Source organism: Lysobacter concretionis Ko07 = DSM 16239, from assembly GCF_000768345.1.
Classification (GTDB): Bacteria; Pseudomonadota; Gammaproteobacteria; order Xanthomonadales; family Xanthomonadaceae; genus Novilysobacter; species Novilysobacter concretionis.
Window position 1 is genome coordinate 352,261 of record NZ_AVPS01000004.1, and the last position, 13,184, is coordinate 365,444.

Below are 13,184 nucleotides of genomic sequence, written 5' to 3' on the forward strand. Positions count from 1 at the left end.
GGAGGAACCGGGCCGATGATGCCAGGCAGCGTCGGCCAGACCACGTCATCCATGCATTCATGGCCCGAACAAAAAGCCCCGCAAGCTTGAGAGCCTTGCGGGGCCTTGGTTTCGCACGTTCAATTGGTGGAGGTGGGGGGATTCGAACCCCCGTCCGAAGGCACTCCATCCCCGGCACTACATGCTTAGCTCACCGTTGGATCTCGCTCCCGGACAGCACGGTGCGCGAAGCGCATCCGGGAACCAGCCTGCTTTGGGTTAACCGGGTGCTGGCAGGCGGCCACTCCCGGCGATTCCGTGATGATGACCCTACGTCGCGAGCACGGACACAAGCGATTTCGGGGCTTAGGCCTTAAGCGGCCAGTGCGTAGTTGTCGTCGTTGGCAACTAGAAGTTTGCAGCTGGATTTACGAGGAAAGCTACCCCCTCGGCATGCGCCAAGCGATTTCGCGACCCCCGTCGAAGCCAGTGCACCCCCGGGGACTACAAGATTGCTGACCCGCCCAGTATAGGGCTGCATGGCGAGTACACAAGCGAACCTGTGTCGTGCACGAAGAGCTGTTCATGTGGCTCTTGGCCTGCTGTGTGCCTTGTATGCTTCCGGGGATGGATACCTCGATCGACGAAACCCCGGCACGCTCCTTTCTCAGTCGCCTGCGGCCTTTGCGGGGGCAGTTGTGGGCACTGGTTGTCCTGCTGGCCTCGTTGGCTTCGGTGTTTGCGTTATGGCGTATCGCCTATGACCGGGAGTTGCGCGCCAGCGAGCTGGCTTTCGTCGCCGAAACCCAGGGCGTCGCCGATCTTCTGCAGCAGCGAATGGTCAATTTCGAACTGCTTGCCGGTGGCGGCATCTCCCTGTTCGCGTCGGTGACACGGCCCACGCCGCAGCAGTGGCTCGGTTATGTGGAGGGAATGGAGTTGTCGCGACGTTTCCCGAGCATATCGGGTCTCGGATTCAGCGGGTACCTGCGCCAGTCGCGGGTGGAGGATCTCAAGCAGGAATGGCGTCAGGCGGGATGGGGGTTGCTGGATGTACGGCCTCATGGGGATCGCGAGAGTCTCGGGGTGATCCTCTACCTGGAACCTCAAACCGCAGAGAACCGGTCCGTCATCGGTTACGACATGTATTCCGAGCCGGTCCGGCGCGGCGCAATGAGGAAAGCAATGGAGTCCGGCAAGCCTTCGCTGTCCGGCCCGGTGCATCTGCTGCAGGACCGGTCGCCCGGGGATGCCGGCCTGTTGCTGTATCTGCCGGTGTATCGCGACGCCAAACGGCCCGACACCGTTGCAGCGCGCAAGGCGTCGATGCTGGGCTGGGTGTATGTGCCATTCCGGGTCGACGCGTTCATCGACGAAGTGCTCGCCGACCGCCAATCCCGCTTCCGCATATTCGATATCACCGACCAGACTCCCTCGCTGTTGTTCGCCACGGAGGGCAATGCGGGCGGGTCGGCTCCCGCATTCCGGAACACGGTGGAGTTCGAGAACTATGGTCGACGCTGGCGGATGGAGTTCGATTCACCGCCGCTGGCCGAGGCGGTGCCGCGTCTGGGCGGCTTGCAGAACATCCTCGCCCTGGGCCTGTTTGCCTCGCTGCTGATGTACGCGATCGCCTGGATGCTTGCGCGCAACCAGTCGCGTGTCCACGCCGTTGCATTGCGGTTGACCGAGGACTATCGGCACAGCGAGGAGCGCTTCCGGACGGCGATGGAGTACTCCGCGATCGGCAAAGGCATCCTCGACAACAGCGGCCGGATCGTCGAAGCCAACGCCGCGCTGGGCAAGATCGTGGGCCTTTCATCGGCGGCCCTGGCCGGTGAGCGTTTCGATGCCTTTTTCGAAGACGACGAGAGCCCCGCGGAGGCGCGTGAGCCGGCCCAGCCGGGCGATGCCGAAGGCGTGCGGCGTGAGACCCGGCGGCTGCATCGCAAGGGCGGCGAGCCACGTCATGTCCAACTTACCTATTCACCGCTTCCGGGCAGCGTGGGTGAGGGGATCGCCGGACTGGTGCAGGTCGAGGACGTGACTGCCCGCCTGCGGGCGGAGGCGAAGGTGCGCGCGTTGAACCGCACGCTGGAAGCGCGGGTCGCCTTGCGTACGCGCGAGCTGAGCCAGGCCAACCAGGAGCTGGAAGCGTTCGCCTACAGCGTCTCCCACGACCTGCGTGCGCCGCTGCGCGCGATCGACGGGTTCAGCAAGGTGCTCGCCGAGCGCTATGCGGACAAGCTCGACGAGGCCGGGCTGGACTACCTCGCCCGGGTGCGTGGCGCGGCCGGGCGGATGGGGGAGCTGATCGATGCGTTGCTGAAGATGTCGCGGGTCAGCCGGGGTGCGCTCAAGACCGAGCCCGTCGACCTGGCGCGGATGGCAAGCGAAATCATCGACGATCTGCGCACCGCCGACCGGGAACGTCGGGATGTCGAGGTCGAGATTGCCCCGCACCTGCATGCCGAGGGGGATTCCAGCCTGCTGCGCAACCTGCTGGGCAACCTGCTCGGCAACGCATGGAAGTTCACCCGCCACCGCGACCAGGCGCGGATCGAATTCGGCCACCGCGGCAACGAGTTTTTCATCCGCGACAATGGCGCCGGGTTCTCGCAGGACTACGTCCAGAAGCTGTTCCGGCCGTTCCAGCGGCTGCATCCCCAATCGCTATTCGAAGGCCATGGGATCGGCCTGGCCTCCGCCAAACGGATCGTGGAGCGGCATGGCGGCACCATCCGTGCCGAAGGGCGTGAAGGGGAGGGCGCGACGTTCTACTTCACCTTGCCGGGCGATCCGGACAGGGAGGAAGGCTGACGCAACGGGCAACAAGGCTACTGGCAACAGGGCCAGCCGGAGCAATGGCACTCAGGCGTTCTTGTTGTGTGCCCGCAGGGTCCGCTGCTTCTCCCGCGCCCAGTCGCGATCCTTGCTGGTCTGGCGCTTGTCGTGATTCTGCTTGCCCTTGGCCAGCGCCAGCTCGATCTTGACCTTGTTGCCTTTCCAGTACATCGAGGTCGGGATCACCGTGTAGCCGTCGCGCTCCACCAGCCCGATCAGGTTGTCGATCTCGCGCCGGTGCAGCAGCAGCTTGCGGGTGCGCATGGGGTCGGCGACGACGTGGCTGGAGGTCGAGATCACCGGCGTCATCTGCGCGCCGAACAGGAACATCTCGCCACCGCGGACGACCGCGTAGCTTTCGCCGATGTTGGCGCGGCCGGCGCGGATCGATTTGAGCTCCCAGCCCTGCAGGGACAGGCCGGCTTCGAAGCGGTCCTCAAGGTGGTAGTCGTAGCGTGCGCGCTTGTTCAGCGCGATGGTGCCACCGCCCGCCTTTCCCTTATCCTTGCCGGTCTTGTTGTCTTTGTTTTTTGTCATTGCGTCTATTGTGTCCGATCCAGGGCCGGGCGTGATACCGGATGATGTCTGTCGCACACCCATGACCACGATCCAGCGCTCCGCCCTTGTCGATCACTCCGCCGCGCGGATGTTTGCGCTGGTCAACGACGTGGCTGCCTATCCGCGCCGGTTCACCTGGTGCAACGAGGCGCAGGTGCTGGAGTCGTCCGACACCCACATGGTGGCCCGGCTCGATCTGGGACTGGGTGCGTTGAAGACCTGGTTCACGACCAGGAACACGTTCTCGGCGCCGCACCACATCGATCTGGCGCTGGTGGACGGGCCGTTCCGGAAACTGTCGGGGCGCTGGGAGTTCCACGCCCTGGATGAATCGGCCTGCAAGATCAGCCTGAGTCTCAGCTTCGAGCCGGCGATGCGCTTGCTGGGACCTGCGATGGCCATCGGTTTCCAGAAGCTTGCCGACCGCATGGTCGATGATTTCATCCGTGCCGCCGACCGCGGTGCCGAGTGAGTGGCGTCGAGTGAAAGTCGGGGTGATCTGCGCCTGGCCCGGGCGACACGAATGGATCGAGCTGGAGTTGTCGCCGGGAGCCTGCGTGGGCGATGCGTTGAAGGCATCGGGCATGGATCGCATCGACGGCATCACCGGCTATGCGGTGTTCGGCATCAATGCGGCGTTGGAAACACCACTGCACGATGGCGACCGGGTTGAACTGCTGCGGCCGCTGACGATCGATCCCAAGGAGGCGCGGCGTCGCCGCGCGAGAAAGTCCGGGGCCTGAAGCGCAGCCCGAACCGGCGAGAGCCGGCTTTATGCCGCCTACTTTTTCTTCTCTTTGGCCAGGTTGCGTCCGAACTGTTTGACCGAGTTCCTGGAGATCTCCGCATCCTGCTCGGGGAAATAATCGCCATCCCATTTCACCAGTCCGCTGTCGTCGAACCAGAGGGTCAGGTTCTTGATGCGGGTGCGCGCCAGCCGGTCCAGCCGCTGGGTGGAGGTGTAGTCCCAGCGGTCGTGGTGGAAGGGGTCCTGCACCGAGGGCGTGCCGAGCAGGCCGAGGACCTGTTGCTTGTCCATTCCGACCTGCAACTGCTTGACTGCGCTTTCTTCCAGCAGGTTGCCCTGGTAGATGGGCTGGCGGTAGACGATGCCGCAGCCGGCGGTAGTCGCGGCGACGGCAAGGACGAGCAGGATCGTACGCAATGGGTGCTTGGGCATCGGGGTCTGCAGCAGGCGGATATCGGGGCGATGATACACTGCCGCCGCCGCCGCGCGGCCTCCCGCTTTCCATGTCATCCGGTGTCGCCGGGCGTATGCCGCCCGCCGCGGACCCCGTCAGGAGCCCACGATGGAAACCCAGAATCTTCGAAACGCCGGCCTCAAGGTGACGCATCCGCGCATACGGATCCTGCAGTTCCTGGAGCAGTCCAAGCCGCGTCATGTGACCGCCGAGGACATCTACCGGCAACTGCTCGACCAGGGCGAGGACATCGGGCTGGCGACCGTGTACCGGGTGCTGACCCAGTTCGAGGCGGTGGGACTGGTGCTCAAGCACAATTTCGAGGCCGGCCAGTCGGTCTACGAGCTCGATCGCGGCGGTCACCATGACCACATGGTCGATGTCGATACCGGCAAGATCATCGAATTCGAGAACGAGGAGATCGAGCGCCTGCAGCATGTCATCGCTGCGCAGTACGGCTACGAGATCGAGGACCACTCGCTGGTGTTGTACGTACGCAAGAAGAAGGCGCCGCGATAACCATCAGCCGCGGCGTGATCGAGCGCGCCGCAGCGCGCAGCACACATCGGGTTGCCTGCTTTTCGCTTCAGCTCACATCGCTGAGCAGGCGTCGTGCCGCGGCACGCGCCTCATGGGTCAGCTCCACACCACCGAGCATGCGCGCCAATTCCTCCTGGCGTTGTTCCGCATCCAGCAGCTGTACCTGGCTCTGGGTGACGCCGTCGGCGGCGGCCTTGCTGACCCGGTAATGGGCGTGGCCCTGCGCGGCGACCTGTGGCAGGTGGGTCACGCACAGCACCTGCCGGCTCGCTCCCAGCGCACGCAGCTTCTGGCCGACGATATCGGCCACAGCGCCGCCGATGCCGGAGTCGACCTCGTCGAACACCATCGTCGGCACGGCATCCAGCCCCAGCGCGGCAACCTCGATCGCCAGGGAAATGCGCGACAGCTCGCCGCCGGACGCGACCTTGCGCAGCGCCCGGGGCGGCTGGCCGGGGTTGGCCGCCACAAGAAATTCGATCCGTTCACCACCATTGGGGTCGGGCTTGTCGGAGCCGGAGGGTTCGATGGCGATCTGGAAATGGCCACCACCCATGCCCAGCTCGCCGATCAGGGCAGTGGTGGCCTTGGCAAGCACGCCGGCGGCTTGGCGACGTTTCTCGCCCAGCACATCGGCGGCCTGGCGCCAGTGCAGGCGGGCGGTCTCGATTTCAGCGTCCAGCTTCCGCAGCCGTTCGCCGGCACCACGCAGGGCTTCCAGCTCCAGCCCCAGCGCCTCACGCCGGGTGGCCAGTTGATCGGGGGCGACCCGGTGTTTGCGGGCAAGGTCGTGAAGGCGGGCGAGGCGTCGCTCGATGGCATCGAACATCGAGGGGTCGATGTCGAGATCGCCGCGGATCCGGTCCAGCAGGGTTGTGGCCTCGTCGAGCTGGATCGCCGCGGCGGCGAGCATGCCGTCCACTTCATTCAGCCGCGGCTCGTGCCCGGTCACGCGTTGCAGTTCATGGCGCACCTGCTGCAGCGCGCGCGACACGGAGGGGCCGTCATCGCCGCCGAGTTGCCGGAAGGCGTTTTCGCTGGCCTCGATCAGGTCGCTGGCGTGCGCCTGGCGGCGGTGGTCGAGCAGCAGTTGCTCGATCGACTCGGGCTCCAGCGTCTCGCGCTCCAGCTCGGCGTGCTGGTGCTCAAGCCAGTCGATGCGGTCCGATACGTCCCCTTGCGCCGACAACTCCTCGCGTTCGCGCAGCAAGGCGCTCCAGCGTCCGGCCGCCTCGGCCACGGCGCGGCATTCCACCGTCGTGCGCGCGTAGGCGTCCAGCAGCGCCAACTGGCTGGGGCGTGACAGCAGGGCCTGGTGTTCGTGCTGGCCGTGGATCTCGACCAGCTGCGCAGCCAGTTCCCCCAGCTGTACCAAGGTGACCGGGCGTCCGTTGATCCAGGCGCGCGAGCCGCCGTCGGCGCGGATCACCCGCCGGATCAGGCAGCGCGGATCGGGATCGGTACTGTCCTCGTCGAGGTCCTGCTCCCGCAGCCACTGGGCAGCCGTAGGCACGTCGTCGAGGGTGAATTCGCCGACCAGTTCCGCGCGCTCGGCCCCATGGCGCACCACGCCGCTGTCGGCCCGCAGGCCCGACAGCAGTCCGAGCGCGTCCACCAGCAACGATTTGCCGGCGCCGGTTTCCCCCGAGATCACGGTCAGCCCCGGACCGAACGTGAGTTCGGCCTGGCTGACCACGGCGAAGTGCTTGAGTGAGAGGTGGGTAAGCATCTGGCGGCGAGTTTAAAGGGGAGTGCGACCGGTGTGCAGGCTGACGGTCGCGGGGCGTAGGCGCGCAGTTGTAATACAGGCGGGCAGGGAGCCTCGCAGACGGACGTCTCATCCGGTGAGCCGGGAGGCGACGCCGAACAATCTGCGTGGGGTTGTCTTGAATTGACCAGCGCCGACCCCATTGCTGGGGCAGTCAAGGACAACGCGCCCTGCGGCGCCAGGACCAGAGCAGAGCATGACCACCGAACCGACCCGGGATCCGGCCGAGCAGGCCGTCGAAACCAACCCCGCCGACAACAATCCGCTGGCCGTCGAGCTGGCGGCCGCCAATGCCGAACTGGCGCAACTGCGCGAAGACGCCTTGCGCGATCGAGCCGATATCGACAACCAGCGCAAGCGCCTGGCCCGTGACGTCGAGATGGCGCGCAAGTTCGCCAACGAACGCCTGCTGGCGGCCCTGCTGCCGGTGATCGACAGCCTGGAAGCCGGCCTGGACGCCGCCGCGGGCGAGCCTGGGGCCTTGCGCGAAGGCGTTGAGCTCACCCTCCGGCAACTGCTCAAGGTGACGGGTGAAAACGGACTGGCCGAGGTCAACCCGGTCGGGCAGCCATTCAATCCCGAACACCATCAGGCGATGAGCACGGTCGACAGCGCCGAGCATGCGCCGGGACAGGTCGTGCAGGTCTACCAGAAGGGCTGGCTGCTGAACGAGCGCCTGCTGCGCCCGGCTCTGGTGGTGGTGAGCAAACAGGAGTGACCGCGCCCGGGCGGGCCATGTGAAGCCGGGCATTTTGAGCGGGCAACTTGGGCGGGCAACTTGAACCGGCACAACTTGAACCATCGCCGGGCAACCCCCAGATAGCGGTCATCGGCGGATCAACCGCCCCAAACATTCGCAAACATTCAGGATTCCAGAGGAAACAAGACCATGGGCAAGATCATCGGTATCGACCTGGGCACGACCAACTCGTGCGTGGCGGTCATGGAAGGCGGCAAGGCAAAGGTCATCGAGAATGCGGAGGGCGATCGCACCACGCCTTCCATCGTCGCCTACACCAAGGACGGCGAGATTCTGGTGGGCGCCTCGGCCAAGCGGCAGGCTGTCACCAACCCCAAGAACACCTTCTTCGCGGTGAAGCGCCTGATCGGCCGCAAGTTCACCGATCCCGAAGTGCAGAAGGACCTTGACCACGTCTCCTACGGCATCATCGGCCATGACAACGGCGATGCCTGGGTCGAGACCGGCGACGGCAAGAAGATGGCGCCGCAGCAGATCTCCGCCGAAGTGCTGGCCAAGATGAAGAAGACCGCCGAGGACTACCTGGGCGAGAAGGTCACCGAAGCGGTCATCACCGTGCCGGCGTACTTCAACGACAGCCAGCGCCAGGCGACCAAGGACGCGGGCATGATCGCCGGCCTGGACGTCAAACGCATCATCAACGAGCCGACCGCGGCCGCGCTGGCCTACGGCATGGACAAGAAGGGCGGTGACCGCAAGGTGGCCGTGTACGACCTGGGTGGCGGCACGTTCGACGTGTCGATCATCGAGATCGCCTCCATCGACGGCGAAATGCAGGTCGAGGTGCTGGCCACCAACGGCGACACCTTCCTGGGTGGCGAAGACTTCGACAAGCGCGTCATCGACTATCTGGTCGAGGAGTTCAACAAGGACCAGGGCATCGACCTGCGCAAGGATCCGCTGGCCCTGCAGCGTCTGAAGGACGCGGCCGAGCGCGCCAAGATCGAGCTGTCCACCGCGCAGCAGACCGAGGTCAACCTGCCGTACGTGACCGCCGACGCCTCCGGCCCGAAGCACCTCAACATCAAGCTGACCCGCGCCAAGCTGGAGTCGCTGGTGGAGGACCTGGTCAACAAGTCGATCGACCCGTGCCGCACCGCGCTCAACGACGCCGGCCTGCGCGCCAGCGACATCAACGAGGTGATCCTGGTCGGCGGCCAGACCCGCATGCCGAAGGTGCAGCAGGCGGTGACCGAGTTCTTCGGCAAGGAGCCGCGCAAGGACGTCAACCCGGACGAGGCGGTTGCCGTGGGTGCTGCGATCCAGGGCGGCGTGCTGGCCGGCGACGTCAAGGACGTGCTGCTGCTGGACGTGACCCCGCTGAGCCTGGGTATCGAGACCCTGGGCGGCGTGTTCACCAAGATCATCGAGAAGAACACGACCGTGCCGACCAAGGCATCGCAGACCTTCTCCACGGCCGACGACAACCAGTCCGCGGTGACCGTGCACGTGCTCCAGGGCGAGCGTGAGCAGGCCCGTTACAACAAGTCGCTGGCCCGCTTCGACCTGACCGGCATCGAGCCGGCGCCGCGCGGCATGCCGCAGGTGGAGGTGTCGTTCGACATCGACGCCAACGGCATCGTCCACGTCACCGCCAAGGACAAGAAGACCGGCAAGGAACAGAAAGTCGAGATCAAGGCCGGCTCCGGGCTGTCCGAGGAAGAGATCCAGAAGATGGTCGCCGACGCGGAAGCCAACCGCGAAGAGGACCAGAAGTTCCACGAGCTGGTGCAGGCGCGCAACCAGGCCGATGGTCTGGTCCACTCGGCGCGTACCGCGATCAAGGAGAACGGCGAGAAGCTGCCGGGTGAGCTGATCGGTGCGACCGAGGCGGCGATCGCCGAGGTGGAAACCGCCATGAAGGGCGACGACAAGGCTCAGATCGAGGCCAAGAGCAAAGCGCTGGAAGAGGCCGCGCAGGCCCTGTTCGCCGCCGTGCAGGCCCAGCAGTCCGGCGCCGAGGCGGACAGCGGCGATGCCGGTGCCGGCAAGGCGGCCGACGACGTGGTCGATGCCGAATTCACCGAAGTCAAAGACGACGACAAGAAGTGATTTGTCCGCCCCTCCGCGAGAGGGGCACGGGTAAGGGTTCGGGACCGTCCACTGGTCCCGGGCCCTTGTTGTTTCACCAATACCGCGTCCCGGCCGTAACCGTCGGGGCAGGGGAAAATGGCATCACATGAGCAAGCGCGATTATTACGAAGTCCTGGGCGTATCCCGCACGGCGAGCGACGAGGAGCTGAAAAAGGCCTATCGCCGCTGCGCGATGAAGCACCATCCGGACCGTAATGCGGGCGATGCAACCTCGGAAGCCGCCTTCAAGGAGTGCAAGGAGGCCTATGAAGTGCTTTCCGATGCCTCCAAACGGCGCATGTACGACCAGCACGGCCATGCCGCATTCGAGCACGGCATGGGCGGCGGTGCAGGTGGCGGCGCCGGTTACGCCGACATGGGCGATATCTTCGGCGACATGTTCGGCAACATCTTTGGTGGCGGTGGGCGCGGCCCGCGTCGCGGTGCCGATATCGGCTACGTGATGGAGCTGTCGCTGGAGGAGGCGGTCCGCGGCGTCGAGAAGCAGATCGAGATTCCCACCCTCGACGAATGTGACAGCTGCGATGGCAGCGGCTCGGCCGACGGCAAGCTGGAAACCTGCGGCACCTGCAATGGCCGTGGCCAGGTCCGTTTCCAGCGCGGCATTTTCTCGATGCAGCAGGGCTGTCCGCATTGCGGCGGCCGTGGCCAGACCATCGAGAACCCCTGCGGGAAATGCCATGGCCAGGGCCGGGTCGAGGACACCAAGAGCCTGCAGGTCAAGATTCCGGCCGGTGTCGACAATGGCGACCGCATCCGGTTGACGGGAGAGGGTGAGGCCGGTCCGGCCGGCTCGCCGCCCGGCGACCTGTATGTCGAGGTCCGCGTGCGTGAGCACGAGATCTTCCAGCGGGAGGGTGACGACCTGCACTGCGAGGTGCCGATCCGCCTGACCCAGGCGGCGCTGGGCGCAGCGATCCGCGTGCCGACCCTGGGCGGCGAAGTGGAGCTGAAGATTCCGGCCGAGACCCAGGCCGGCAAGGTGTTCCGCCTGCGCGACAAGGGCGTGCAGTCCGTGCGCAGCCGCCGTCCCGGTGACCTGTATTGCCGCGTGGTGATGGAAACCCCGGTCAACCTGACCAGCGAGCAGCGCGAATTGCTGCAGCAGCTTGAAGCCACGTTCACCGGCGAAGACGCGCGCCGGCATTCGCCGCGCTCCTCGACCTTCATGGATGGCGTGAAGGGCTTCTGGGATCGAATGACGTCCTCCTGATGGCTTCCGGGCCGCGCACGACGCTTGTCGACCTGTTTGCGGCCAGCTAGCCTCGCCTGATGAATTCACCCATACGCATCCTGATCCACGGTGCCACCGGCCGGATGGGCCAGGCCTTGCTGCGCCTGGCATCCGGGCGAGACGATCTGCAGGTGGTTGCCGCGGTGTCACGCGGGAAGCCGGCACAGCGGGTGATTGACAGGTTGCCGTACTTCGCCCTGTCGGAGTTGCACGGGGTGCCCGCGTTCGATGTCGCCATCGACTTCAGCCTGCCTGCCGGCCTGGATGCGGTATTGGCCCTGTGCGTGGAGCGTGGTGTGCCGTTGGTGTCGGGCACGACCGGACTGGCTGCGTCGCAACAGCTTGCACTGGATGCGGCGGCCAGCAGGATTCCGGTGCTGCTGGCCGCCAATTTCAGCCTGGGCGTCACGGTACTGGGCGACCTGGTGGAACGCGCCGCCACGGTGCTGCGGGCCTGGGATTGCGACATCGTCGAGTCCCACCACAAGCACAAGCTGGATGCTCCGTCGGGTACGGCCCTGGCATTGGGTGTACGCGCGGAGCAGGGCGGTGCGCAGCCGCGTTACGCCTCTCTGCGCGCCGGCGATATCGTCGGCGAACACACGGTTCAGTTCACCGGTCCCGGCGAACGGATCGAACTGGTCCATCGTGCGACCAGCCGCGATGTCTTCGCCCACGGTGCCCTGCACGCCGCCGTCTGGCTGGCGGGACGGGAGCCGGGGCGGTATCGGCTGCGCGACATGCTGTGAACGCTCCCCGCGTCCCGTTGCCGGGTCGGCGGCCGTAGAAGCGACGCAGCGATCCAGAGTCGGTTCCGTGAGTGGGATTTGGAGCGCGATTCGCGTTGCTCCTGCAGGAGCAGCACATCCATCGGGGCGGATGTTGTCCCCGCGGGCGTACCAGACGCTGGCGTCGGAGCGACTTCATCGCTAGAATCCCCGTTCGCCTGAACCCCATTTGTCGGACCGGTACAAAGCCGCGTCCGCGCTTTGCTGCAGCCTGCATTCCGGTCAGCGCTGCGCTCGATGGACTCAGCATCCCCTGGCAGCCAAGGCGATTCCCCCGTGACTCAACCCGCAATCCTTGCCCTCGAAGACGGCACCCTCTTCGAGGGCGTTTCCGTAGGCGCACCCGGCCTGTCGGTCGGCGAAGTGGTGTTCAACACCGCGATGACCGGCTATCAGGAAGTCCTGACCGACCCGTCCTACGCCCGACAGTTGGTGACCCTGACCTATCCGCATATCGGCAACACCGGCATCAACGACCAGGATGATGAATCCGGCCGTGTCTGGGCCGCCGGCCTGATCGTGCGCAACGTGCCGCGCCGGCCGAGCAGCTGGCGCAACCAGATCGCACTGCCCGAGTGGCTGGCTGCACGCGGTGTGGTGGCGATCGCCGATGTCGACACCCGCAAACTGACCCGGCTGCTGAGCAGTCACGGCGCCCAGAGTGGTGCGCTGATGGCCGGCGAGGGCATCGATGCCGACAAGGCCATCGAGGCGGCGCGCAAGTTCCCGGGCCTGAAGGGCATGGACCTGGCGAAGGAAGTCAGCACGCGCGAGCGTTACGAATGGACCGCCGGCCAGCTGGATCTGGACAACAACGTGTTTGCGCAGACCGATGGACGCTTCCACGTGGTCGCGTATGACTTTGGCGTCAAGCGCAACATCCTGCGGATGCTGGCCGCGCGTGGCTGCCGGGTGACCGTGGTGCCCGCCCAGACCCCGGCGGCCGAGGTGCTGGCGCTCCAGCCCGACGGCATTTTCCTGTCCAACGGCCCCGGCGATCCGGAGCCCTGCGACTACGCGGTGGCGGCGATCCGCGAGTTCATCGATCGTCGGATCCCGATGTTCGGCATCTGCCTGGGCCACCAGTTGCTCGGCCTGGCCAGCGGCGCGAAGACGATGAAGATGAAATTCGGCCACCACGGCGCCAACCATCCGGTGCAGGAATTGGCCGCGGGTGTGGACGACGGCGGCCGGGTGATGATCACCAGCCAGAACCACGGTTTCGCCATCGACGAGGCCACGCTGCCGGCCCACGTGCGGATCACCCATCGCTCGTTGTTCGATGGCTCCAACCAGGGCATCGAGTTCCCCGGCGCGCCGGTGTTCGGCTTCCAGGGTCATCCCGAAGCCAGTCCGGGACCGCAGGATGTTTCCCCGTTGTTCGACCGTTTTGTTGCGCTGATGGAGGCCAACTGAC

12 protein-coding genes and 1 other RNA gene are annotated in these 13,184 nt (G+C 65.8%); 9 read left to right on the plus strand and 4 right to left on the minus strand.

Features of this window, described 5'->3' with window-relative positions:
* Nucleotides 1-124: 124 nt before the first annotated feature.
* Nucleotides 125-478, minus strand: a transfer-messenger RNA (tmRNA) gene (gene ssrA, locus N792_RS13755).
* Between the two features lie 128 nt (nucleotides 479-606).
* Here ssrA and N792_RS13425 point away from each other — a divergent pair.
* Complete coding sequence (locus N792_RS13425) at nucleotides 607-2,799, plus strand: CHASE domain-containing protein (RefSeq protein ID WP_052103548.1); 2,193 nt, start codon at nucleotides 607-609, stop codon at nucleotides 2,797-2,799.
* A 51-nt stretch (nucleotides 2,800-2,850) separates the two neighbouring features.
* Here the strand turns inward: N792_RS13425 and smpB are convergent, their stop codons facing one another.
* Entirely contained in the window at nucleotides 2,851-3,360 is a 510-nt protein-coding gene (smpB, locus tag N792_RS06165) for an SsrA-binding protein SmpB (RefSeq protein WP_036193412.1), read from the minus strand.
* A gap of 61 nt (nucleotides 3,361-3,421) precedes the next feature.
* On the opposite strand from smpB, the gene N792_RS06170 reads away from it, so the two are divergent.
* Nucleotides 3,422-3,853, plus strand: a complete 432-nt coding sequence (locus N792_RS06170) for a type II toxin-antitoxin system RatA family toxin (RefSeq protein ID WP_036193415.1) — start codon at nucleotides 3,422-3,424, stop codon at nucleotides 3,851-3,853.
* Complete coding sequence (locus N792_RS06175) at nucleotides 3,816-4,124, plus strand: RnfH family protein (protein WP_052103550.1); 309 nt, start codon at nucleotides 3,816-3,818, stop codon at nucleotides 4,122-4,124. The genes N792_RS06170 and N792_RS06175 overlap by 38 nt, the downstream gene beginning before the upstream one ends.
* Before the next feature lie 38 nt (nucleotides 4,125-4,162).
* Here N792_RS06175 and N792_RS06180 read toward each other — a convergent pair whose 3' ends face one another.
* Complete coding sequence (locus N792_RS06180; RefSeq protein WP_036193588.1) at nucleotides 4,163-4,546, minus strand: outer membrane protein assembly factor BamE; 384 nt, start codon at nucleotides 4,544-4,546, stop codon at nucleotides 4,163-4,165.
* Nucleotides 4,547-4,691: 145 nt separating this feature from the next.
* Here N792_RS06180 and fur point away from each other — a divergent pair, with 145 nt between their 5' ends.
* Complete coding sequence (gene fur / locus N792_RS06185) at nucleotides 4,692-5,102, plus strand: ferric iron uptake transcriptional regulator (RefSeq protein WP_036193417.1); 411 nt, start codon at nucleotides 4,692-4,694, stop codon at nucleotides 5,100-5,102.
* A 67-nt stretch (nucleotides 5,103-5,169) separates the two neighbouring features.
* On the opposite strand, the gene recN is transcribed toward fur, so the two are convergent.
* Nucleotides 5,170-6,852, minus strand: a complete 1,683-nt coding sequence (gene recN, locus N792_RS06190; protein ID WP_036193420.1) for a DNA repair protein RecN — start codon at nucleotides 6,850-6,852, stop codon at nucleotides 5,170-5,172.
* Between the two features lie 235 nt (nucleotides 6,853-7,087).
* Between recN and grpE the strand changes: the two genes are divergently transcribed.
* From grpE to carA, 5 genes are all read left to right on the plus strand, one after another.
* Nucleotides 7,088-7,609, plus strand: coding sequence for a nucleotide exchange factor GrpE (gene grpE, locus N792_RS06195; protein ID WP_036193422.1), 522 nt, complete (start codon nucleotides 7,088-7,090; stop codon nucleotides 7,607-7,609).
* 171 nt (nucleotides 7,610-7,780) lie between these two features.
* The gene (gene dnaK, locus N792_RS06200) at nucleotides 7,781-9,703 is read left to right on the plus strand and encodes a molecular chaperone DnaK (RefSeq protein ID WP_036193423.1); all 1,923 of its coding nucleotides are present in this window, start codon (nucleotides 7,781-7,783) and stop codon (nucleotides 9,701-9,703) included.
* A gap of 127 nt (nucleotides 9,704-9,830) precedes the next feature.
* A complete protein-coding gene (gene dnaJ / locus N792_RS06205; RefSeq protein ID WP_036193424.1) occupies nucleotides 9,831-10,958 on the plus strand; it encodes a molecular chaperone DnaJ in 1,128 nt (375 codons plus the stop codon).
* A gap of 59 nt (nucleotides 10,959-11,017) precedes the next feature.
* Entirely contained in the window at nucleotides 11,018-11,728 is a 711-nt protein-coding gene (gene dapB / locus N792_RS06210) for a 4-hydroxy-tetrahydrodipicolinate reductase (protein ID WP_084105454.1), read from the plus strand.
* Nucleotides 11,729-12,043: 315 nt separating this feature from the next.
* Nucleotides 12,044-13,183, plus strand: a complete 1,140-nt coding sequence (gene carA, locus N792_RS06215; RefSeq protein WP_036193426.1) for a glutamine-hydrolyzing carbamoyl-phosphate synthase small subunit — start codon at nucleotides 12,044-12,046, stop codon at nucleotides 13,181-13,183.
* Nucleotide 13,184: the final 1 nt, after the last annotated feature.